This is a genomic window from Pseudovibrio sp. Alg231-02 (assembly GCF_900143565.1).
Taxonomy (GTDB): domain Bacteria; phylum Pseudomonadota; class Alphaproteobacteria; order Rhizobiales; family Stappiaceae; genus Pseudovibrio.
This window is the reverse complement of sequence record NZ_FREX01000014.1, coordinates 32,072-55,839: the sequence shown is the minus strand read 5'-3', so window position 1 is coordinate 55,839 and position 23,768 is coordinate 32,072. Positions and strand designations below refer to the sequence as shown.

The following is a 23,768-nucleotide window of genomic DNA, read 5'->3' as shown; positions in this document are numbered from 1 at the left end:
TAAATTCTCCTGTTACACAACCCAAGATAGAAAAAATATCTCAAGATCGACAGTAACAATGAGAGAAATTCTAGCTGTGAGATTCAGCACAGGGATCGATTACATTAACTTGAAGAAACACCAGGAGGAAAAATATAAATACTACAACATCATGATTTTAAAAAGCTTTGCCAATTCTACACCTTTGATCGATCAGGCATAAAAATAAAAATTATTTAAAATACAGAACTCCTAACAAAAAAAGAGCCCGCCAGCAGAACCAGCAGACTCCCTGCAAAACTGATTGGAAGCAGACTTACCGTTTAGGCTTGTTAAACGCCGCTGCCAGAGCCGCTGCCATGGCATTGTTGCTACCGCCGCTCGTATCAGCTGGCTTGTTGCCACCACGATCACCCCCGCGAGGTCCGCCACCACGGTTGCCGCCATTTGGACGATTACCGCCGCCCGGACGACCTCCACCCTGGTTACGGTTACCACCCCGGTCGGCCTGTCGTTCCCGCGCATTCTCACGAGCATCTGCACTGTCCTTGCGCATGGTCAGGCCGATGCGTTTGCGGGCAACGTCCACCTCTACAACACGCACCTTCACAATATCGCCCGCCTTCACAACCGTATGCGGATCATCCACAAACCGGTCCGCCAGCTGAGACACATGCACCAACCCGTCCTGATGCACGCCGATATCAACAAAGGCACCAAAGTTGGTCACGTTGGTCACCGTCCCTTCCAGCATCATACCCGGCTTGAGATCCTGCATGGTCTCAACACCGTCCTGGAAGGAGGCGGTCTTAAACTCAGGACGTGGATCACGCCCCGGCTTTTCCAGCTCTGCAAAAATGTCCTTTACAGTCGGCAGACCAAACTTCTCGTCCGTAAACTCTTTTGGGTCCAGATTGCTCAGCAGGTTGGAGCCCATGATCTCACGAATATCGCGACCACATGCTTTGATAATCTTCTGCGCAAGTGGATACGCTTCCGGGTGAACAGAGGACGCATCCAGCGGGTTCTCACCGCCCGCAATCCGCAGGAAGCCCGCACACTGCTCAAACGCCTTCGGCCCAAGCCGCGCAACCTTCAACAGCTGCCTGCGGTTTTTAAAGGTGCCAACCGTATCACGATACTCAACCACCGCCTTCGCAAGGCCCTCTGTCAGGCCGGAGATATGCGCCAGCAGCGGAGCAGATGCCGTGTTGAGGTCAACCCCAACCGCGTTCACCGCATCCTCAACCACACCATCCAGCGAGCGGGCCAGCTTGGTCTGGTTCACATCATGCTGATACTGCCCGACACCAATGGACTTCGGCTCAATCTTCACCAGTTCCGCAAGTGGGTCCTGCAAACGACGACCAATAGAAGCCGCTCCGCGCAAAGACACATCCACATCCGGCATCTCTTTCGCAGCCAAAGCAGAGGCGGAATAAACCGAAGCCCCTGCCTCGTTCACCATCACCTTGGTTGGACGATGTTCTGCCGGAATATCCTTCAACAAGTCTGCCGCCAAACGATCCGTCTCGCGGCTGGCAGTCCCGTTACCAATCGCAATCAGGCTCACGCCATGCTTGGCAACCAATGCCCGTAAGGTAGCAAGTGACCCTTGAATGTCATTGCGTGGCTGGAACGGGTAGATCGTCGCGGTATCAATCAGCTTGCCAGTCGCATCAACAACAGCAACTTTCACGCCAGTCCGAATACCCGGATCAAGCCCCAGCGTCGCACGCGGCCCAGCGGGCGCAGCCAACAACAAGTCCTTCAGGTTACGGGCAAAAACCTTGATCGCTTCTTCTTCTGCCTTGTCGCGCAGCTCGCTCATCAGGTCCAGCTCAACATGAAGGCCAATCTTCACCTTCCACGTCCAGCGACACACATCAGAAAGCCACTTATCAGCAGAGCGGCCGTTGTTCACAATTCCCGCCGCATCAGCAATCATCTGCTCCACGGGCTTAACAGCGGAAACATCATCCTCATCCACGTTCAGGTCCAGCGCCAGAATGCCCTCATTGCGACCACGCAAAAGCGCCAGTGCCCGGTGGCTCGGAATACTCTTCCAATTCTCAGAATAACCAAAGTAGTCAGAAAACTTCGCGCCTTCCTGTTCTTTGCCTGCAACAACTTCTGCCTTCACAGCACCCTGACGCGCCACATAGTTACGCAGCTTGCCAACCAGCTGAGCGTTCTCAGAAAAGCGCTCCATCAGGATCTGACGCGCCCCATCCAGCACCGCCTTGGTGTCCGCAAAGCCCTTCTCCGCATCAACAAAGCTGCCTGCTTCGCTCTCAGGGGTCTTGTTCGGGTCGCTCAGCAGCAGATCTGCCAGCGGCTCAATGCCAGCCTCACGGGCGATCTGCGCTTTGGTGCGGCGCTTCTTTTTGTAAGGGAGGTAAAGGTCTTCCAGAGTGGCTTTGTTGTCTGCACCAGCAATCTGCTTTGCCAGCTCGTCGGTGAGCTTGCCCTGCTCTTCGATGGATTTCACAATCGCTTTGCGGCGATCTTCCATCTCACGCATATAAATCAGGCGCTCTTCCAACGTACGCAGCTGCGTATCATCCAATCCACCTGTCGCCTCTTTACGGTAACGCGCAATAAACGGCACCGTAGACCCTTCATCCAACAACTGCACCGCAGAATTCACCTGCCCCGGCGCACAGCCAATTTCACCCGAAATACGCTGAGAAATCCGCAAAGCAATATCAGCAGAAAGCTTACCCGCTTTGGCAGGAGAGGAAGAAGCAACAGACGTCAGATCAGACATTCAAATCTCGCAGGCTTATTAAAAACAGATGCCCACCCTAGGTCCCCAATGCAGGCAAAACTAGGTACGAGAGACGAATATGAACAGGGAAAGATAATGAAGACCAGAAGCACTTGAACACATTAAGTCTGCATCATCCAATGATCTAGACATTCAATTGCCCTGTAAACTTTTGCATATGATCTTGATTTTGAGCCACTCCGACTTCTGAAAGCGAATACCTGCCTTCTTATTGCAACCCATCATTTTTGTTTTCACTCATATGAATATGATGAAAAAATTTCTTTTAAATGCAAATTTCCATGGCAAGAATGACCCTCAACTAGCTGAATTATGTAGTATACTCGCAAAAGCTGAAATACAGGGGGCATTACTAATGAAACTATTAATTGCAGCTGCGGCGTGTTTGGTCGCGACATCGTCATTCGCAGACACCTATAAACGCGAAGTACCAGCCAACAAAGGTGGTTATGTGGATGGTGTCGGTTTCTACGACCGCTCAACCTGTTCTGCAGAAGCCATGCCAAGAGTAAAAATCAACAAAGAGCCTAAACACGGCAAACTTATCTTGAGACCATCCACTGGACCAATTAACCGGGACAACACCATCTGCAAAGGCAAGAACATAAATGTTATGTACATTTATTATCAGCCTGAGAAAGGATACCGAGGTCCGGACGAAGCACGTATAAGCTATAGCATCATGACATCAGGGCGCACCCGAGGCGGTCGCGGCTCTAACTCCTACAAAATTACTGTCAAGTAATCCAATAGAAACCAAGCGCGGGCACGCCCGCGCACAAGCTTACTAAAACTTAGCATCTGTCTCACCAGACAGACGCTAAACTTCCAACGCTTCAATCATCTCCACTCGCATCGCATGTCGCCCACCCTCAAACTGAGCGGAAAGGAATGCATCCACGATATCGAGTGCAACTCCTTCGCCAATCACGCGGACACCCATAGAAAGCATGTTGGCATTGTTGTGCACGCGGATCGTACGAGCAGAGAATGTGTCGCTACAAACCCCGCAACGGATACCTTTAACCTTATTCGCCGCCATCATGATCCCTTGGCCGGTGCCGCACAACACAATCCCAAACCTGCAATCACCAGAAGCAACAAGTTGTGCAGCCGCTTCACCATGCTTTGGATAGGGTGTGCTTTCAGGCGTTGTCGGTCCGATGTCGACAACCTCCCATCCCTTCGCAGCGATATGAGCCGCCACAACTTGCCGAAGCGGAATGCCTGAGTGGTCGCTTGAAAGAACGATGCATTTGTTGGTCATCATGAAATAGCTTTCCCGTTTAGCAAGGCACTTTGACGGCAAAGGGTGGTTACCGCACCACCGTAATCTTCTGCGCTGCACGGGTCACAGCCGTATAAAGCCAACGGGTTTTGTGCTCACGAAACGCCCAGCTCTCATCAAACAACACCACATCATCCCACTGAGAACCCTGCGATTTGTGCACGGTCAGGGCGTAGCCGTAGTCAAACTCGTCGGCACGGCGGCGGATGGCGTAAGGGAGTTGTTCACTGCCTTCCTCGAACATCGCAGGCAGCACCTTCACCCTGATCGCCTTCTTGGAGATGTCATCCTCTGATGTAACGTCAAAGCGCAGCGTGTTACCGCGTGGCGGACGCAGGCGGGAGACTTCCCAGAGGCCACCATTCAGCAAGCCTTTAGTCTTGTCATTGCGCAGGCACACCAGTTTGTCACCAACGGACGGCATCTGTGTCGTGATACCCTTCAGGTCCCGAATCCGGCCGTTATAAAGCCTGCGCGTCTTGTTGGTCCCCACCAGAACCTGATCAGAGGCGAGGATCCGTTCTTTGTCGATGTCCCGACGGGAAATCACAGAACTGTCGCCATATTGGCCAAAGTCCAGCTCTTGCCCATCGCGAATATCCATGGACATGCGCACAATCGGGTTGTCTTTCGCCTGACGATGAACCTCGGTGAGCATGATATCCGGCTCGGTCTCGGTGAAATACCCACCACCTCGCACCGGCGGCAACTGCGCAGGATCACCCAGCACCAGCACCTTTTTGCCAAAGGAAAGCAGATCGCGCCCGAGTTCCTCATCCACCATGGAGCACTCATCAATGATGATCAGGTCCACTTTCGCGGCAGGGCTGTCCCGGTTGATGGCGAACTGAGGGCTCTCATCCTCGTCCTCATCATCCTTCTTGGTGCCCTTTGGACGGTAGATCAACGAATGGATGGTCGAAGCATCTGCACAGCCCTTTTGGCGCAGCACATGCGCGGCCTTACCGGTGAAGGCGCCAAAGGCCACCTCTCCATCCAGCCCTTCAGCCAGATGGCGAGCCAGAGTGGTCTTGCCGGTACCGGCATACCCGAACAAGCGAAACACCTGCGGCCCGTGCGAACGGGACCAGCGCGCCACTTCAGTAAGTGCATCATCTTGTTGCGGAGACCAATCCATTCCAGACCACCTGTAATAACTTTCTCAAACCAGAATGAGTAATAAACGAAGCTGACCTGAAACGCCCTCGTTTTCTTAAAAAGGTCAACAGGACACTCCAAATTGAACCTGTGAAACTTACGCGGCCTTCAGGCACTGACGCTAGGGTTGCATCAGCAAACCATTTTCGGAGCAACCTCATGCCATTGTGGAAGACAAGTGCCAGCGAAAGTCCAGACATTTACGCCACGGCTCGCGCAGTTGAAGGACTTGCCAAAGAGCACATTCCAGAAACCGGAATGAGCCCGGAAGAGGCCTACAACCTTGTCCGCGACGAGCTCTATCTGGACGGCAACGCACGGCAAAACCTCGCCACTTTCTGCACAACATGGGTAGAAGACGAAGTCCACAAACTCATGGCCGATTGCATCGACAAGAACATGATCGATAAGGATGAGTATCCGCAAACGGCAGAGATTGAAGCCCGCTGTGTTCATATCATCGCCAGCCTCTGGAATTCCCCGGAAGCTGAAGAAACGATAGGTTGCTCAACCACAGGCTCCTCTGAAGCCGCAATGCTGGGCGGCCTCGCCCTCAAATGGGCATGGAGAGATCGCCGCAAGAAAGAGGGCAAACCCTACGACAAACCCAATATGGTTTGTGGTCCGGTTCAGGTCTGCTGGCACAAATTTGCCAAGTACTTCGATGTAGAGCTCCGCCAGATCCCCCTCAGTGAAGGTTCACTTCACATGAGGCCTGAGCAGCTGAAAGACTACGTGGACGAAAACACAATCTGTGTCGTTCCGACCCTCGGCGTCACCTTCACCGGTGTTTATGAACCCGTGAGGGAAGTTTGCGAGGAGCTGGACAAGATCCAGGCTCAGACAGGTCTGGACATTCCGGTTCACGTAGACGCCGCATCCGGCGGGTTCGTTGCTCCCTTCCTGCATCCGGAGCTGCTGTGGGATTTCCGCCTCGATCGCGTAAAGTCCATCAACGCCTCCGGCCACAAGTTCGGTCTCGCACCGCTTGGTGTTGGCTGGGTGATCTGGCGCGATAAGAAAGAGCTACCGTCTGATCTGGTGTTCAACGTCGATTATCTGGGCGGCAACATGCCCACCTTCGCACTGAACTTCTCGCGCCCCGGCGGTCAGATCGTCATCCAGTATTACAATTTCATGAGACTAGGCTGGGTAGGCTACAGAGACATCCAGTCAGCCTGCGCTGAGAACGCTCAATATCTCGCCGAAAAACTGGCGGGGCTACCGGAGCTCGACATTCTGTATGATGGCAATGGCGCCCTGCCCTGTGTGTGCTATCGCCTCAAACACCCGGAAAAGGCCCACTACTCGCTCTACGACCTTTCAGAACGGGTGCGCATGAGCGGATGGCAAATCGCTTCCTACCCACTGCCGGCAGACATGCACGATACGGTCGTCCAGCGCATCATGGTACGCCACGGCGTCTCTCATGACGCAGTAGACCAACTCTTTCTCGATATCCGTAAGGCTCTGAACTATCTGGATAAAAACAACATCAAATGGTCAGAGGCAGGACCAAGCTTCTCTCACGGGTAGAGCATACTACCGTGAGAGAAGCCGTCTAAAGATCAGGCCAGCTGCTCAAGCAGCTGCGCCAGATACTCTGGTTCATCCAGATGGTTCTCAACCATCAACTCAAACTCTTTGTAGGTAGCCACATATTGTACAGCTGCCATGAGAGCTCGTATTTCGCTTTCGCGCGTTGCAAGCGGGTGAGATGAGCCTTTTAATCCTGCGAAATAAGCATCAACAAACGCCTCACCGAGAGATTTATCGATCTCGCACAGGAATGGATAAACGCCAGCAACATCATAGACCGGCAAGTCCCAGCGGCATTCATCCCAGTCAAGCACACCGACCAACTCGCCAGAATTCTCGCTGATGAGCGTGTTGGGCGGTCCAAAATCACCATGAATCAGGTGTTTTGTCTCATTCAGGCTTCCAAGTTTACCCAGCGCTTCATCAAGCGCCGTCTCCACATCTGCCCAATAAGCAGAGCTCAGATACTTGGCATCGATGTTCTTGGAAGCTTCCAACTCAGAAAGCGCTGCCAACAAGGCAGCTCCTGACTTCAACGTCTCTTTGCTAACACCCGGACGTTCTTGTTCCGCAAATCGAAACGCATCTCGCTCCTCCCAAAGCTTGATGTGCAGATTTGCCAAGGCCTGACCACTCTGGCTACAGGTCTCAATCTTATCCAGTGGCGGTGTCTCACCTTCGATCAACTCAAAGACAGAGTAGTAAGCACCCTCAACCTCGGTCAAACGCTCCTGATTAACGCCATAAAGCGCCTTCGGAACTTCATATCCGATCAAATCCTGCAGCAGATCCAGACATTTGAACTCTGAAAGGATCTGCTCTTCAGTTCTGTTTGGATTGTGACGACGAAGAACAACAGGCTCCTCCCCGTCTATTTCTCCCAACCAGGTTTCATTGGCATGGCCCTCTCCAAATGAGGACCACCTGGTATTTTCCGGCAAGGCAAAAGCTTCATCAAGGAGCTTGATTTCCTGCTTATTCATTTGCTTCCCCCATTAACTCGCCAAAATCTCCCAATGCATAGCGCGTATTGCCATCACGGCCCGTTACTCGTTCTGCATTCAACATTGAATTGACGATAGCTTCCTCTGTAACTTCTGCAGTCGCTCTAAACACCCTGTCAATTCGCCGCTCATCCACTTGTTCCACCGAATGCGTGCGTTTTCTGCTCTTTGTGTCCACTGGATCCGCAGTTGTGAATGCTAAAGCTATATCGCCACTTCCATGACCAAGAAATGAACCAGTTCGTGCAAGTCCTACAGAAGTTCTCTTGGCAACCCGCTTCAACTGGCGTTCGCTGAGCGGCAAGTCCGTTCCGATGATCATGATGATAGACCCTTTTTCAGGTCCGCTCTCATCACGTGCCAGCTTTTCTTCAATCTGTGGCCCTAAATGCTGGCCCGCCAACGTAAAGTCCGGCATCCGGCCCATATTGGAAAGCACAAGCGCGCCCACATGGTACTCTTTGTTACCAAGCTTCACCTGACGAGAAGCACTTCCGATGCCCCCCTTTAGGCCGTAACAGGACATCCCACGCCCCGCACCAACCGCACCTTGCTCAAACTCGCCAGAAACCGCTTTAATCGCGTCCAGAGCATGCTGTGGGCGGACATACAACGCACTGATCTTGTTCAGGAAAGCATCATTACATTCAAACACCACTGGATTGATCGTGCCCATCACGAAGTCAATATCCGGCGTTTCTGCCAGGGTATGCTGGATCAGACCTTCGCTCACCGCACCAACGCTTAGCGTGTTCGTCAATAGGATCGGCGTCTCCAGCTCTCCCAGCTCTTCAACCTGTACCAGCCCAACACTCTTGCCAAACCCGTTAAACACATGAGAAGCCGCGCGCGTTCTCAGGTTAAATGCATTCTCACCATGCGTGGTAATCGCGGTCACGCCAGTCTGACAATCTCCATCGGTCAGCGTCACATGTCCGACTTTGACACCCGGAACATCACAAATTGTATTCCGCTGCCCCTTTGGCAAAGACCCAATATTGATTTTCTGAAACATTCCAACCTCTGGCACAAATCGTAGAGCATTCAAGTGTTACCAGTCCTATTTCATAGTTAATCAGCAAACAACGCTACCAGCCGCCTTCCCAGCCAAAATCAGGAAAGCGCTCACTCGCAATTGGCTGACCAATTTCACCACCGATGCCCTTTCCTTTTATGACTTGAATGATTTTCCATATTTAGTTCATCAAGAATTTCAATAAAATCAAAGAAAATAAGTGTAAGCAGCTAATTGCAAAATACCCTGAAATATCGGAAAATGGTCTACCAATTAGCTGCCACAAAACTCCCAGCGTCAGAATCTTTCCTGCATCATAGCAATCGCTCCGCTCGCAGGAAACTGAAAGGACTGGCCAATAGTGACGCATGCTGCCTGATACACTTTGAACAATGAGGACAAAATGACCGCAGAAATCATCAGCTTTGGGGAGCCATTGTTCGAATTCAATCAGGTTAAAGAGTATAGCGGAGAAGGACCGGATTACCTGTCAGGCTTCGGGGGCGATGCCTCCAACTTCGCATGCTGTGCAGCACGTCAGGGTGCAAACGTCGCCATCCTGACCCATCTGGGCGATGATGTCTTCGGCAACAAGTTCATTGGTCTATGGGAGAAGGAGGGCGTTAAAACGCACCTTGTCGAACGCAATCCGATTGCTCCGACAGGCATCTATTTCATCTCCCACGACGAGCAAGGCCATCATTTCAGTTTCGCCCGCAAAGGCTCTGCAGCCTCGCAGATCACACCAGACCAGCTGCCGGCTGATGCCATTCGTGCGGCCGTACTCTTCCATGTCACTGCCATCACGCAGGCCATTTCCACCAGCTCATGCGACAGTGTTTTCAAAGGCATCGAGATCGCCAAAGAAGGTGACACACTCACCTCCTTTGACACCAACCTGCGCCTGAAACTCTGGGATTTGAACCGCGCTCGCGGCATCATTCACGAAACCGCACGCCTCGTTGACTTCATCATGCCAAGCGTCGATGAAGCTGAAGTACTGACCGGCCTCTCCGATCCGGACAAAATCTGCGACTTCTACCTCAATCTGGGATCAAAGAACGTCATTCTCAAGTTGGGCAAAGAGGGCGCAATGTACGCAACAGCCTTTGAGAGAAAACGCGTTGCAGGCAATCCGGTAGAAGCAGTTGATGCCACTGGTGCTGGTGACTGCTTCTCCGGCTCTTTCTTCACCAATGTGGTGGCTGGCAAGTCGCTGGAAGACAGTCTCAAATACGCCAACGCAGCCGCAGCACTCACAACGCAAGGCTATGGCGCAGTCGCACCAATCCCGACACGCGATCAGGTCGAAGCTTTCATGCAGGCTCGCAGCATCTGATTTATTGATTATGAGAGGGCTCGCAACAAATGGGGCGAGCCTTTTCTATTTAAATTGATCCCCAAAGAAGCCGATGTGGTTTCGCATCTCACGGCGTGCACCTTCAACATCACGCGCTCTGATCGCGTCCAGAATAGCCTTATGCTCTTCGATCCCGTGCCGGCGTGCGAACTCAGGCAGCAACGGGTACAGCCCCTTGCTCATGTTCATACCAACAAGGATTTGCGGCTTCATGACTTCATAAACAGCCGCTGCATATTCATTTTTGGCAGCTTTCACCACCGCAGAATGAAAACGCATGTCACCATCAATGGTGCCGACAGAGTCCAGACCATCGCTGTGGATCTGCGCCAACGCAGCATCCAACTCTGCCATCTCTTCATCTGTCCAGCGCTCAGCAGCCAACGCCGCCATCTCGCCTTCAAAGGCCATTCGGGTTTCCTGGCATTGAATAACATCACCAATGCCGGAAATCGCAAATTCTCCGAGTGTGGGCGCAAAAGGCGTTGGAGTGACGTGCTCCTTGATGACAAAGCTGCCAGAGCCACGCACAGTCTTGATGTAGCCCTCTTTACGCAGGCGCTCCATCGCACCGCGTACGACAGGACGTGAGACGCCATACCGCTCGCACAGCGCATTTTCTGTCGGAAGCTTAAGACCTTCCGGAAATTCTCCGGAGTCGACAGCATCTTTCATCCTGTCGTAAACCGCATTCGAGAGGTTTGCTGGACGGGCCACCACTCACACTCCAATTATTCTTGTTTTTTAAGCTGTTTGCAGCCTTGGAAGTTTATTAATTTACAACAGCTGCCCTAAGCTAACAAGCTTGCCACCCTAAACCGCCCCCCTTAACGCAAAGCCTCTCAAACCAAATGAAATAAATAACAAAATCAGTTAGATATAAGAATTCTAGAGGTCACCATATAAGCGAACAACCATGTTCTCTAACCAGACTGCGACATTATGTAGTCTACTTATTTACAGCGCATCTTTCTAATATATCTGAGAGGGATTGTGGGGTCTCTCCAAGGTTGGGGGTGTTATTATGCGTCGACTTCCTTTTAAGACTGTTCGGTGTGCGGCAACTGACTTCTGTGGCACCGTCGCTGTAACGAGTATTCTGGTAGGCATTCTCTATCTGATTTTCACATTCACATGAGTCCGGCGGGTTTCCTGACACGTTGAAACGCAGGCATCTGTGGGGCAGTCGACACTCCCCACTGGCGAACGTCTGCAACTTGATGCATTCTTGACTTTGATGCTCAAGTAATCTTCAGATGACTGTCTTATGATCGATGTTCTTCAACTAAGCCCTTATGCGCCCAATGAAATCAACGAGGAGCTGGAAAAATGCGCCCCGCTTACTCGCTATTGGGAACTTCAACAAGACGAAGAGCTGAGAGCTCGGACCTTGCCGAACATCCGCATCGTCGCAACCAAGGGCGATGTTGGCCTCTCCAGTGAGCTGATGGCAGAAATGCCCAACCTTGAGCTCATTGCAGTCTATGGCGCAGGTTACGATAAAGTTGACCTGAAACAGGCCCGCGATCGAAACATCATCATCACAACCACGCCAGACGCCTTAACCGAAGCCGTGGCCGACCACGTCGTGGCCCTTGCACTGGCATCCTCTCGCCGAATTGCAGAGGGAGACCGCTTTATCCGCAATGGGGACTGGCTCAATGGCAAATTAGGTATCGGCTACAGCCTGCGAGGTAAAACACTCGGCATCTTTGGATATGGACGCATTGGCAGAAAAGCCGCCAAAATTTTAGGCGGCACATTTGGCATGCAAATTTTGTACTGTGATCGCAACGCAGACCCGAAACAAGATAAACAATGCCGGTCCTCTCCGTTGGAACTGGCAAGCGAATCCGACGTGCTTGTCATTGCTGCATCTGGCAGCCCGGACACAAAAAATATTATAGATATTAATATATTAGAAGCTCTGGGCCCAAGCGGACTTTTGATCAATATCGCCCGCGGTTCATTAGTAAACACTCAACATTTGATCACTGCACTTGAGAACAGAACACTCGGGGCCGCAGCCTTGGATGTATTTCCTGATGAGCCTAATGTTCCCAATGAGCTGATCGCGTCCCCCTACACAACCCTGACCCCTCACCTCGCGAGTGCTACACTCGAAACCAGACGAGAAATGGGACGCCAAGTGATTGAAAATATTTCATCTTACAGGAAAAATGGAGAAGTATTTAACCGGCTAATTCTCTAACCTATACGTAACCCAAATAACATTTACATAGAAAAAACAAAAATATAGCTCACACGCACACGATTCAAGTGTTATTGTCGCCTGATAATTCAACTTACTTTATAAATAAAGCAAATTCATGCCTTTAAGAAAATCCAAAGTTACTGTGTCCGATATTGCGAAAGCAGCGGGAGTATCCGTTGCGACTGTCTCGAATACCATAAATGACACAGGTCGAATGACCGATGAAACCAAAGCTCGCGTAAAGAAAGCTATGCAAGAGCTGGGGTTTGTCAGAGATTACAACGCCGCCAAACTCCGGTCAGGCCGTTCGCGACTGGTCGGCGTTCTCGTGCCGGATATTTCAATTCCATTTTACGCTGAGTTCTGCACGTCACTGGAAGCTGCTCTCTCAGAACACGGCTACCTGCCCGTTATCGCCAATGTCGGCGAAGACACCAAGCGTCAGCAAACCATGCTTGAAGAAGTCATCGGCCACGGCGTCGCAGGCATAGCAATCAGCCCGAGCGCAGGCACGAAAAGAAGCGACTTCGAGATCGCCAACACGCGCAGAATTCCCGTGGTCACCTTCTGCCGGGAAATTGAAGGTCTGGCGATGGACTACATTGGCTCCAACAATTATCAGGCTGCCCAGCTGGCCACGAAGCATCTGCTTGAGCAAGGCCATCGCAAATTCGCAATGATTGCAGGCCTGCAGGAAACCATGCCGGGCCGAGAACGCAAACGCGGCTTCTACGACGCCTTAAAAGCAGCGGGCATTCCTGAATCTGACATCCATGTTGAAGTATGCGGCTTTGATCGTGAATGCGGACGCATAAAAGCGCAGCAACTCGTCTCAAACAAGGCTGAGTTCACCGCCCTGCTCTGCCATAATGATCTTGTCTCAGTGGGTGCGGCTGCAGAACTCAAGAAAGCAGGCCGCAATATAGGCGAAGACCTGGCCGTCGTCGGCTTCGACAACCTGCCGGAAGGTGAAGCCTGGACCCCAGCACTGACTTCGGTTGAAAGCTATCCGCGCACCATCGGCAAGGACGTCGCCAACTTACTCATCAAACGCCTTGATGGAGAACCGACACCAACCACCACAGAACGGGTAGAGCCGCATTTATTGGTACGCGACTCCTCCAGTTTTAAGGTCTAAGACCCCTTACTCAGGGCGCGGCTCGTCCCAAAGGCTTTCCCAGGTGTACGGGCTACCGGACAAGAAGTACTCATCGCCTGGAATAAAGCGATGGTTCTTGTCCAGATGCGCAATGCGGGACATATCATGCTCATCAAGATCGCACTCGAGCGCTGCCAGATTTTGTGCCAGACGTTCAGGATTACCTGACTTTGGCACAACGATAACACCGTTCTGGATCGCCCATTTAAGCACCACCTGAGATGTCGTCGCGCCATGCTTCCCGGCAATCTCTTCAATAACAGGGTGAGCAAGAACAACATCCTGCTTTTGCGCATCCGTCAGATCCGCTGGAACACCACGTCCAAGCGGAGAGTATGCAGTCAGCGCAATGTTGTTGTGCAGGCAGTAAGAGCGAAGATCATTCTGCTGAAGGAAAGGATGCAACTCCACCTGATTAACAGCCGGAACAACCCGCGCTTCCATAATCAAATCTTCCAGCTTTTGCGTGCTGAAGTTGGAAACACCGATCGTGTTCGCTAGACCATCATCAAAGCACTCTTCCAGCGCCCGCCATGTATCCATCAGCGGCACATCTTCAAGCGAATAATAGTCTTCCGAGCTGGTAGGCTTCTTCACGCCCGTCTTCAGCGCCACAGGCCAGTGCATGAGGTAAAGATCAAGGTAGTCCAGCCGAAGGTCCGCAAGCGTCTTTTCCAGCGCGCCTCTCACATCTTCAGGCTTATGAAAGCTGTTCCATAGCTTGGAGGTGATGAAGAGTTCGCTGCGCTTGATGCCCTCTTCCTTCATGGCATCAGCAATCGCCTGCCCAATCTCAGCTTCATTGTCGTACATCATCGCACAATCGATGTGGCGATACCCAGCAGTCAACGCCGCACGAAGTGCAGGATAGGTCTTACCCTCTCCAAAGTTCACCGTACCAAGGCCCAGCATTGGCATCTTGTAACCGGTAGAAAGTGTCTTGGATCGCATGATGCCCCCTCCAAAAAAAGAAAACCTGCCAGCAAACGCCAGCAGGTTTCCTTACAACGTATTCAGCACCAGATAAATACCGACGCCCATCACGAGATTTGGTTTCGCCTCATTTGAGAGCAGAAACCTCAAGCCACGTATTTGTTCAGCACTTCAAGAGCCGCCAGCTTGCGGGAAAGATCCCCATCCAGCCACTGCTCCATAGCACCAAGAACACTCTCCTGAGCATAGCAACGCAAACACGTTGCGGCTCCGGGAATAAGAACGCCATTTTCCATCTGCGCAGCTTCGAAAATCTCATCCAGATTACTAGTATCTGAGTTTGCACTCACAAGCTCCAGCGCAGTCACACGCAGGCGACGGCGAGGGCTTTTGAGATAGCTACACACATCAATGTTAGCATCAGGTTTTCCGGCCAAAACTTTCAGCGCTGAGGCAGAAACAGCGTCGGTTTTGTCCTTCAGCGCTGCCGTCACAACCTTCTCAGCTTCTGGATTTGAGGAGGTGCCAAGAAGCTCAACACGCATTGCACGCACAGCCACATCATTCTCTGGTGGCAAAGCAAGGATACGCTCGATGGCTTCCTCAGAAAGCTCAAGCCCATTCTCAACCAGATGAACGAGGCTCTGACTAGCCGCGAACCGAACCTGCATCTGGCGATCAGACAAAGCAGACACCAGCGCATCAATCAGTTCAGGCCGCTTCGCATCACCACAAATGCGCAACGCCAGCAAGCGAATATCCAAAGCAGGATCATCCGGACGACCTGGCACAACGCGCTTCTTCTCAATCAGCTCATTCGCAAGCTCGAGGAAGTGCATATCTTTCTTGCCAAGATCGACAGGCTCTTCAGCCAGCTTCTCAATCTCGTCTTCAGTGTTCAGGATCGCACCGAGTGTTGAGCCCGGGAAGGCAACAACATTGTCAGGCAGGTCTTCCACGCTCTCGATAGCGCCCTCTGGCACGTCTTCAGCAACCACTGGATCAGCACCGGCAGTGACCTTCGCAACCAGCTCTTCAGCAGAAGGCTCTTCGGCAACAACCTCTTCCTGAGCTACCACTTCATTTGGCGCCTGAGGCTCAATCACATTGCCTTCACGATCAATCTGAATGCGCGGCTGCTTGCCGTCACCCTTGCCATTGCTACCCAGATCAGACGGATCTTTTTCTTTTGCGCCGTCGAGAATATCCTGATCATGCGCTTCAGGCATCAGCTTGCCAGAAACCGCCCAAACCAATTGTACAGCAGCATTGTCCGCAAAATCGCCCTCACCTTCAGCCAGCTTGGCCAGAGAGTTCAGGGCAACAAGACGGATTTCCTGTTCTGCACTTGTCACCTGCTCCTGCAAAACAGCAAGTCCATCAACGCTCGGCTTCTCGCCGTGAAGCACGATAAACGCTTTCAACACTGCTTCTTCCTGACGGTGGACAGCAATCTCACTCAACAGAGCCGTCGCAGCTTCACTCTCAACCTTCGCAAGGACAGGCACAAGCGCGGCAACAAAAGCATCACTCGCACTACGCAAAGAGCGTTCGATCCGCTCAATCAGCGCATCCGGCTTGGTGATTTCAGAAGAAGCTATCCGACCAAGCGCCATAATGCGCAGTGTCTCTTCCTCATCCTCAAAAGCAACCTTTTCAAGCTTTGAGTAGGAGAGTTTACCAGATGCTTTCAGTGCCAGACGACGCATTTGCGGTTCACTATCAGCCAGCAATACAGCCAGATCCGCTTCCTCACCACGAGCCATCAGCACTTCAGCCGCAGCAGCCCGCACATCAGGATCAGCATCTGCAAACAGCACACGCAGGATCTCACCAACCCGCTCATCCTTCGCAGAGGAGAGCGCACGCGCCGTATGTTCACGCACACGAGCAGACGCATCCGTCGCCAGTGAGGCCAGTTCAAGCAACCCGGCAACGCCCATCTCAGAAAGCGCCATGGTCACTTCCGGCCAAACTTCCTGACCAAATGGATCGCGGGCAGCTTCCAACAAAGCAGCAGCAGATGCTTCACATTTCAACGTGCCCAGCGCCAGAATGGACTTGCGCTGCACATCCAGCCAATCATCCCATTCAGCGCCATAACCGTCCCAAGCAACATCATCTTCGCAACGGTCTTTAGCCAGCTTTGTCAGCCATTCTTCCGCAACTGTCCCGCCAACAATTGTAAGTCCGTCAATGGCAGAAAGCTTCACTTCCAACACTGGATCGTTCTGCAAGCTCCACAGCAGAACATCAGCATCCAGGCCTTTGCCTGCGCTGATCAGAGCTTCAACCGCATCACTGCGGACGTCTTCATCTTCATCTCGCAGCGCTTCAGCAAGCGCAGCATGAGCAGTCGAAGTGCCAAATTTTCCAAGAATTTGAGCGGACAAACACTTTTCGCGCTCTTCGCCGTTTGCAAGCAACTCACACAAGATTTTCACGAGCTTTTCAGTAGCTTCGGTCTGCTCCACTGCAAAATCCTGATCTAAATGCCTGATGGAAACCGTCATGATTGGCTTTTCTCCTCAAGCGTATTCCCGAGTAGTGGACTCCGGTGTTCGGGCAAGAATACGCAAAACAAAAACTTAAAGCAGGTTGAAAACAAACTGACTTAAGGCCCACTTCTGCAAAAAGGCTCCAATGCGCGAGCCCCTTGGCACAAGCGGAAAAAGAACTGGCGGGATAGCCCCGCCAGCTCCTGATTTCTTATGCAATATCGCGACGTGCGAAAGACATAGACCGGAAACTATCCTTATATGGGCTTGTGCCGATCTTTTTGATACGACCAACACCCATCTTGTAGTTGTAGTTACCGCTGATCCAGTCCACCACGCGGCCAGACAGAGCGTTCGCTGGCTGTGCAGTGTGCAGGAAGTCCATGTAAAGCATGCCCTTCTTCAGCGCTGGGGTAACAATAGCTACCGCAGTAATAGCGCCTTCAGTCAGCTCGATATGGCCTTCATCCATCAGTTTGGTAAAGGTGAAGTCATCGCCTTCAATGCCCACTGTGGTGTCTGTCTGAACCGGAATACGGTCAGAGAAGAGCATCACGTAGTCACCGTTCTCAATACCACGCTCTTTCGCATCATCCGGGTGGATTTCAACCCAGTTTTCAGGCCAGCGCTGCACGATGTAAGGACGACGGCGGTCATCATAACCAGACTGCCAACGCTCGTTGATACGACCGGAAGTCACCCAAAGCTCATCATCCTTCGGCTTCATCCATGCCCAGTAATCGGAGAACAGGCTCCATGGGCTCTTCTGGATGTTACACTTACCAGTCTGAGAGTTGAAGTGAGTGAGCTTCTTGTTGTAGCGGTTGGAACCGGTTGGACCAGTCGCTGACAGTTCACGGGTCGTGTCATGCAAGCGCTGGGTACCCTGAAGGGTTCCATCTTCAAGCATCACAACTGGGCCCTGAATACCGTCAGTACCGAACTCAGCAAACTTCTCGTGAAGAGTCTTGCCTTCCTTCTGAGCAGCAACCTTCAGCATAAAGAAGTCTTTACGGCTGCCACGTGAGAAGCGGGCTGCTTCTTCAAGCACTTCGTTGGAGTCTTTCCAATCGTAGCCTTTGAAGCCCATTTTCTTCGCGAGGTTCGCAACAATCCACCAGTCAGGTTTCGCTTCACCCGGTGCATCGTAGAATTTTGGATACAGACGCAGACGACGCTCACCGTTTGCACGAGTGAATGTGTCTTCACCCCAACCAGCAGCTGGGAAGACGATGTCTGCGAAACGTGCACCAATTGGATCTACGAGGTAGATGTCCTGGTTCACAACAACCATACCACCGCTATCTACACGCTTCTTGAGTGTGTCGATGATGGTCTGTTTATCGTAAGAGCGCACCTGATTTGGGTTCTGAACAGTCAGCTCTTCAAACTTTGCAGCAAGAGACTGGGAACCACACATGGACTGAATCCAGGTGTTGCCAATCACGTGAGCAAAGCGGGTGTGACCACTCATCAGATACCGGTCGGTATCCATTGCGCGACGACGACGGCCTGGCAGTTTCTCAGGAGACTTGTTGCGTGGGTAAGACCCACCCTTCAAACCACCACGCTGGTGACCACCAGCACGGCCAATGACCTGCCCCGGACGACCGCCACAACCAGTGATAATACCAAGAGACGAAATCGCATTGGTGTTACCGGTGTTGTTGGACCAGTAGAAGCCTTTCTCGATCATGATGGAGGTCTTAGGACGGGATCCATCATCACGAGGCTTAGCCATCCACTCAGCAGCCTTGTAGATTTTCTCTACATCGATCTGAGCGGTTTCAGCAGCAGCTGTTGGTTCAAACTCATCCTGAGCCATCAGCCACTTAACGAAGTCATCGTAGCCTTTGGTCTGGAATTTGCCCCAGGTCGTACGCCACTGCCATGGAGTGTTACGAGTACCCTGACCGAAGCCTGAGGAGCTCTCCCACTTGTTATTGACCCAATCGCGGATCCATTCAGCGTCCTGCCAACCATTTTCGATGATCACACGAGCAATCGCGTTCACAACGAGAAGGTCAGTACCTGGCTGGATGTCGAGCCACAGACCACCATTCTTCTCCGCATAAGCCACACCAGCAGTACGGCGTGGGATCATGAAGATTGTCTTTTGACCGTTCTGGATGGCTGGCATAATCCAGTCAGTGAACAAAATGGTCTTGGACTCGTATGGATCGGTACCGCAGATCATCAGAGTCTCGGCATCTTTCCAGTCCTGATAAGAAGGACCGAAATTGTCGAAACCAGCATCACGGAAGCCCGGAGTGGACGTCACATCAGATGGAGTGTCGTGGAATGTGAAGTTCGCAGTGCTAACAGAGCGCAGAGCATACTTGGAAATCGCGTAGGTGTTTTCCATGTAGCCGTAGGAGAATGTTTTCACGCAGAAAGCGTTCTCACCATGCTTCTTGATAACGTGCTTACCAACTTCCGCAGCAATTTCCAGAGCCAGATCCCAGGTGACCGGCATCAACGTGCCGAACATGCGGATCATAGGTGACTTCAGACGATCGCGAGTTGGGGTCTGAGGGTTGTAAACCTTCTTCGCCAGCGCACCACCACGGATAGAAGAGTTACCATTGATGTTTACATGCTTGGTATCTTTATCCGGAATGATGATCACATGGTGAGGTTCGCCCTTGTGCAGCACAACGTTGTACTGGTTTGGAGCAACCCATGGGCCCAGCGGATCAACCGGGAAGTCGACGCCAAAGGCGTTTTCAGCGGCTTTTTCACCACCTACTTTTCCAGCCTTAACAGGCCAGCGATAGATCTTATAACCACACGCTACGATGCAATAATCACAAGCAGTGGAAAGAACATCAGCATCTACCGGAGGCAGCGGAATGTTTGTTCCAGGAATGTAGTAGGGAGTTGACATGATTTACTCCTCACCCTTTGAGATTGTCGTAGCGGCCATAGATCAGCCCGAACATACCAACAGCGTAAACATCGTCGCCGTCCAGCTCGAGAAGAACCTGAGGCAAGCTCTGGTAAGCCTGGCCGGAGATGAAGATACCGTGACGGGTTAGGTCAAAGGTGGTCAGGTGCAGTGGGCATGGACCCAGAGCCTTATCACCTTTCTGATAGGTACCCTGCAGCGGACCACCCTGGTGAGTACAGGTATAGTTGAACGCTACAATGTCCTTGTCAGAGCCAATACCGCCACCAGCTTCCTTGCCCAACTTAACAATCATGGACTCGCAATAAGCGCCTTCGTCCGGATAGTTAAAGTCGAGCGGTTCGTCTTCTTTCAGCTCAGAAAGCTTACAAATGAACTTGCGCTCATAAGTGGAGACCATCGCAGGCACCTTCGCAGAGGAAGGACCAGACTTGAGAGCCACCATAACGGTGAAGGTAGAAATACCGGAAGTCAGCAGGAACTGACGGCGTGTCATCACACAACGCTTGCCAGTTTTTGCAATTTCCTCAGGGCCGTTCACGACCTCAATCATCTCAGGAGAGACGGACTTAGGTTGATGTGTCATCTCCATCTCCTCTTAATTCGTTACAGCCGGAAGCGGTTCATACTCAGGAAGATCAGGTGTTTCCATGAGAAGACGCTCGCCAGTGAAGCTTTCTACGAAGGCCACCAGATCAGCTTTCTCTTTGTCAGTCAGACCGAGAGGCTTGATCAGGTCGGTTTTCGTTGCAGCCCAATCGTTAGTGCCACCACCCTGGTTGTAGAATTCAACTACATCTTCCAGAGTTTCCAACATGCCGTTGTGCATGTAAGGAGCGGTGTACTTGGTGTAACGCAGAGAAGGCACACGGAACTTGCCGAGATCAGCATTCTGCTTGGTCACGAAGTAAAGGCCCGGATCGTCCTTCCACTTGCGGTATTTCTCTTCCGTGGAGCCTTTTGCAAAAAGCTCGAAGCGGAAGGTGATTTGCGCAAGCTCATCGTCTTCCCAACCGTCATAAGCTGGAACGCCGAGGTTGTAGTACTTCTGGTTGGAGATCAAAGCACCATCATGACAGGTAGAACAACCAGCCTTACCGGTGAACAGTTCCATACCGCGCTTCTGCTGATCACTCAGAGCATCATCATCACCGAGCATGTACAGATCAAACGGAGTATCACGCTGAACAATTGACCGCTCAAATGCAGCAATCGCCATATAAGCGTCACGCATCAGAGGGTATTCGGTACCGAACACATCGTTGAAGCGCTCACGATACTCAGGAATAAACGCAAGGCGCGCTTCCATCATGTCGTCTTCACCGTTACCGGCAACACCACCACGAGCAGCTGTACGAGCTTCTGCTTCCAAAGATTTGGAAACACCAGTCCAGAACAGGTTGCCGTAATACGCAGTATTCACGATTGTTGGTGAGTTACGCCAGTGAACTGTACCCGGATAGCCAAGAGAGATCTTGTCAGGGAAATCCCAGCCAAGCTCTGGCAAGTGACATGCCGAACATGGCATCGCACCGTTACCGGACAGACGTGGATCGAAGAACAGGAGCTTGCCCAGCTCAACCTTTTCAGGTGTCATTGGGTTATCTGGTGGAGAAGGAGGCTCACCCAAAGGAGCCAGTTCTGCCGGGCGTTTTTCAGCCGCTTGAACACCAGCTGCAACTGCAACAATGGAAACACCAGCAAGTGCAATCACACTAATGGTTTTTTTGAATGTTGTCATTTTAGCAGCCCCCTAGTTCTTCTTGGTTTTCCAGTCTTCGATCAACTCGTAAGAGTAGTCGTCGGCTGTCCAAACATATTCAGGAGTATCGAAGCTGTCGCCAGACAAGGTCTTCAGGAACGCGACCAGATTGGCCTTTTCGCTGTTCTTCAGATTGAGAGGCTTCAGACGTGAGTCTTTGTTGACATCATCACCGCCACCCTGGTTGTAGAATTCTACAACGTCTTCAAGTGTCGCCAGCATGCCGTTGTGCATGTAAGGCGCAGTGTATGTCAGCTCACGAAGAGTTGGGGTCAGGAAGGAACGTTTGTTCTCTTCTTTATGATCCCGGATGAATGCACCCTGGTCTTCACGCAGGTTCATGTAGTTGTTAACGCCCATGAACTTCGCATAAGTCACATAGGTGATGTGACGCAGTGGATCAGACCAGATATCAGGGTTGTTAGGAACACCGATATTGTGTGGCTGATCATCTGTGAAGCGGTTGCCGGTGTGACAGGAAGAACACCCTGCTTTGCCCGTGAAGAGTTCATAACCGCGTCGTTCAGAAACGGTCAGCTCACCACGGTCAAACGCGGAACCTTGAGATGTAATGGATTTAAGGAATGCTTCTAAAGCACCGCGAGCACCACCGTTAGATGGTTCACCCTTACCCGCAGCTTCAAACATTTCAACGTAAACAGGATCTTGCTTCATGCGTTCCTGCATGATGCGCATATCCATGTTCATGATGTAGGTCTCTGTGATCATACCACGAGAGACATCGTTCAGGTTTGTACCTAAACGGCCATCATGCATCCAGGCTGCCCGGTGTCCGACATTCGCCAATGTTGGCGTATTACGGAAACCTTCTGTACCTGTATATGCAGTAGAAAGCTTTTCGCCGTCTGTGAACCCCTTAGCTGGATCATGACATGTTGAACAGCTAAGGTTGGTGTCACCAGACAAACGGCTATCATAAAATAAGCGTTTTCCCAGTTCTACAAGAGCAGGTTTCTGCTCTATCTTTGCAACAGGCCCTAAATCTGTTGCGAATGCCGCAGTGCTTGTCATCAAAGCAATCGACATACTGACGAGAAGGCGCATTGTTACCCCCAGTTTGGCTGGGATGATACTAACAAGATTCGTTGTCAGGCAGCATCGATCCCCGAATACGCAGTATTTCTGCATGGAGCTGAACTGTTTTCATTGATTGCAATCAGTAGTTGGATTTAGGAGTTCTAAAGAATGATATTTTTTCACGCTCATCCGGTAACAAAATGTTGAATAAAAGTAATCCTTAGAATATTGATTTATATCAATGTCCTTGACTACAGGGGACTTTACGCCAAATCACGTAATAAGCGGGGAGCTTAACGCATGTCGGGGACAACCCCTCCAAAGATAGCGTCATCACCTGACCATCTTTCGTTTGAATGTGTTCAGGAATCCTGCGGTTTTAAGGGCGAGGAATGCCTCTGTCGCCCGATGCATCATCATTTCGAAAAAGCAGAATTACGTGCCGCCAGAACCATCGAGCTGAACGAAGGTGATCAACTGGCGCCAGAAGACTTTCCGGAACCTGTTGTTTTCGCAGTTCTCAATGGTGTGATCGCTGTTGAGAGCCACTTAAGTGACGGACGCCGCTCCCTACTCACGCTTCGCTTCCCGGGTGAGTATCTGGACATGAACCGTGCAGACCGTCACGCGTCTGGTGAAGTGGTCGCACTTGCACCAACTTTAGTGAAGCTGGTTCCACGCAATGTCTTCGAAGAATTGCTGCTGCTGGATTCCAACCTGCGCCGCATCTACTGGCGCCGAGCGACGGACATCATGCACCAGCAGTTTGACCATTCCTCTGATCTGGGCAAAAAAACCCCAACAGAGCGCATGGCCTCCTTTATCTTTGAGCTACGCAACCGCATGAGCATTCCACGCTTTGTCGAAGAGTTCACTCTTCCAATCTCCAGGCAATCCATTGCGGATTATCTCGGCTTGCGCGCTGAGACTGTAAGCCGTGTTCTGAAGAGCTTGGAGAAGGAAGGCGCTGTAAAGCTCATCGGCAAGCACAAGATTGCCGTTCTGGACTTCAAAGGCCTGCGCAAAATAGCAAATGGCGCACGTCCGCGCCTGTCAAACCATCGCTGATCTGATCACGCGATTGTAAGGGCTGGTCATCGCGCCAGCTCTTCTTGCCCCAG

General features: G+C 51.6%; 18 protein-coding genes. 6 read left to right on the top strand and 12 right to left on the bottom strand.

Annotated elements, in window-relative coordinates; genetic code table 11:
* Positions 1-295: 295 nt before the first annotated feature.
* Positions 296-2,749 carry a Tex family protein gene (locus tag DHN43_RS25125; RefSeq protein WP_108820482.1) on the bottom strand — a complete coding sequence of 818 codons (2,454 nt, stop codon included), beginning with the start codon at positions 2,747-2,749 and terminating at the stop codon, positions 296-298.
* 376 nt (positions 2,750-3,125) lie between these two features.
* Between DHN43_RS25125 and DHN43_RS25120 the strand changes: the two genes are divergently transcribed.
* The gene (locus tag DHN43_RS25120) at positions 3,126-3,515 is read left to right on the top strand and encodes a hypothetical protein (RefSeq protein WP_063319785.1); all 390 of its coding nucleotides are present in this window, start codon (positions 3,126-3,128) and stop codon (positions 3,513-3,515) included.
* 75 nt (positions 3,516-3,590) lie between these two features.
* On the opposite strand, the gene rpiB is transcribed toward DHN43_RS25120, so the two are convergent.
* Entirely contained in the window at positions 3,591-4,040 is a 450-nt protein-coding gene (gene rpiB / locus DHN43_RS25115) for a ribose 5-phosphate isomerase B (RefSeq protein ID WP_108820481.1), read from the bottom strand.
* A gap of 46 nt (positions 4,041-4,086) precedes the next feature.
* Positions 4,087-5,196 (bottom strand): ATP-dependent DNA helicase, encoded by a 1,110-nt coding sequence (locus tag DHN43_RS25110; protein WP_057465454.1) that lies wholly within the window; start codon positions 5,194-5,196, stop codon positions 4,087-4,089.
* A gap of 179 nt (positions 5,197-5,375) precedes the next feature.
* On the opposite strand from DHN43_RS25110, the gene DHN43_RS25105 reads away from it, so the two are divergent.
* Positions 5,376-6,752, top strand: a complete 1,377-nt coding sequence (locus DHN43_RS25105) for a glutamate decarboxylase (RefSeq protein WP_063290476.1) — start codon at positions 5,376-5,378, stop codon at positions 6,750-6,752.
* A 32-nt stretch (positions 6,753-6,784) separates the two neighbouring features.
* Here the strand turns inward: DHN43_RS25105 and DHN43_RS25100 are convergent, their stop codons facing one another.
* Together DHN43_RS25100 and DHN43_RS25095 are read right to left on the bottom strand one after the other, a co-directional pair.
* A complete protein-coding gene (locus DHN43_RS25100) occupies positions 6,785-7,738 on the bottom strand; it encodes a phosphotransferase enzyme family protein (protein ID WP_108820480.1) in 954 nt (317 codons plus the stop codon).
* Complete coding sequence (locus DHN43_RS25095) at positions 7,731-8,774, bottom strand: DmpA family aminopeptidase (RefSeq protein WP_108820479.1); 1,044 nt, start codon at positions 8,772-8,774, stop codon at positions 7,731-7,733. Before DHN43_RS25095 ends, DHN43_RS25100 begins: the two co-directional genes overlap by 8 nt.
* Before the next feature lie 403 nt (positions 8,775-9,177).
* Here DHN43_RS25095 and DHN43_RS25090 point away from each other — a divergent pair, with 403 nt between their 5' ends.
* Entirely contained in the window at positions 9,178-10,113 is a 936-nt protein-coding gene (locus DHN43_RS25090) for a sugar kinase (protein WP_108820478.1), read from the top strand.
* Positions 10,114-10,158: 45 nt separating this feature from the next.
* Here DHN43_RS25090 and DHN43_RS25085 read toward each other — a convergent pair whose 3' ends face one another.
* Complete coding sequence (locus DHN43_RS25085; protein WP_108820477.1) at positions 10,159-10,851, bottom strand: FadR/GntR family transcriptional regulator; 693 nt, start codon at positions 10,849-10,851, stop codon at positions 10,159-10,161.
* 550 nt (positions 10,852-11,401) lie between these two features.
* Here DHN43_RS25085 and DHN43_RS25080 point away from each other — a divergent pair.
* On the top strand, positions 11,402-12,346 hold the full coding sequence (locus DHN43_RS25080; protein ID WP_108820476.1) for a 2-hydroxyacid dehydrogenase: 945 nt from the start codon (positions 11,402-11,404) through the stop codon (positions 12,344-12,346).
* 118 nt (positions 12,347-12,464) lie between these two features.
* The gene (locus tag DHN43_RS25075) at positions 12,465-13,487 is read left to right on the top strand and encodes a LacI family DNA-binding transcriptional regulator (protein ID WP_082597125.1); all 1,023 of its coding nucleotides are present in this window, start codon (positions 12,465-12,467) and stop codon (positions 13,485-13,487) included.
* A 6-nt stretch (positions 13,488-13,493) separates the two neighbouring features.
* Here DHN43_RS25075 and DHN43_RS25070 read toward each other — a convergent pair whose 3' ends face one another.
* The 6 genes from DHN43_RS25070 to DHN43_RS25045 all read right to left on the bottom strand — a co-directional run bounded on the left by DHN43_RS25070 (position 13,494) and on the right by DHN43_RS25045 (position 22,674).
* Positions 13,494-14,459 carry an aldo/keto reductase gene (locus DHN43_RS25070; RefSeq protein WP_108820475.1) on the bottom strand — a complete coding sequence of 322 codons (966 nt, stop codon included), beginning with the start codon at positions 14,457-14,459 and terminating at the stop codon, positions 13,494-13,496.
* A 128-nt stretch (positions 14,460-14,587) separates the two neighbouring features.
* Positions 14,588-16,954, bottom strand: a complete 2,367-nt coding sequence (locus DHN43_RS25065) for a HEAT repeat domain-containing protein (protein ID WP_108820474.1) — start codon at positions 16,952-16,954, stop codon at positions 14,588-14,590.
* 196 nt (positions 16,955-17,150) lie between these two features.
* Complete coding sequence (locus DHN43_RS25060; RefSeq protein WP_063290484.1) at positions 17,151-19,826, bottom strand: arsenate reductase (azurin) large subunit; 2,676 nt, start codon at positions 19,824-19,826, stop codon at positions 17,151-17,153.
* Positions 19,827-19,836: 10 nt separating this feature from the next.
* Positions 19,837-20,433, bottom strand: a complete 597-nt coding sequence (locus DHN43_RS25055; protein WP_193757822.1) for an arsenate reductase (azurin) small subunit — start codon at positions 20,431-20,433, stop codon at positions 19,837-19,839.
* 12 nt (positions 20,434-20,445) lie between these two features.
* Positions 20,446-21,588 (bottom strand): cytochrome-c peroxidase, encoded by a 1,143-nt coding sequence (locus DHN43_RS25050; RefSeq protein WP_063290485.1) that lies wholly within the window; start codon positions 21,586-21,588, stop codon positions 20,446-20,448.
* Between the two features lie 12 nt (positions 21,589-21,600).
* Complete coding sequence (locus tag DHN43_RS25045) at positions 21,601-22,674, bottom strand: cytochrome-c peroxidase (RefSeq protein ID WP_108820473.1); 1,074 nt, start codon at positions 22,672-22,674, stop codon at positions 21,601-21,603.
* Between the two features lie 273 nt (positions 22,675-22,947).
* On the opposite strand from DHN43_RS25045, the gene DHN43_RS25040 reads away from it, so the two are divergent.
* On the top strand, positions 22,948-23,715 hold the full coding sequence (locus DHN43_RS25040; RefSeq protein WP_208980871.1) for a Crp/Fnr family transcriptional regulator: 768 nt from the start codon (positions 22,948-22,950) through the stop codon (positions 23,713-23,715).
* Positions 23,716-23,768 lie beyond the last annotated feature (53 nt).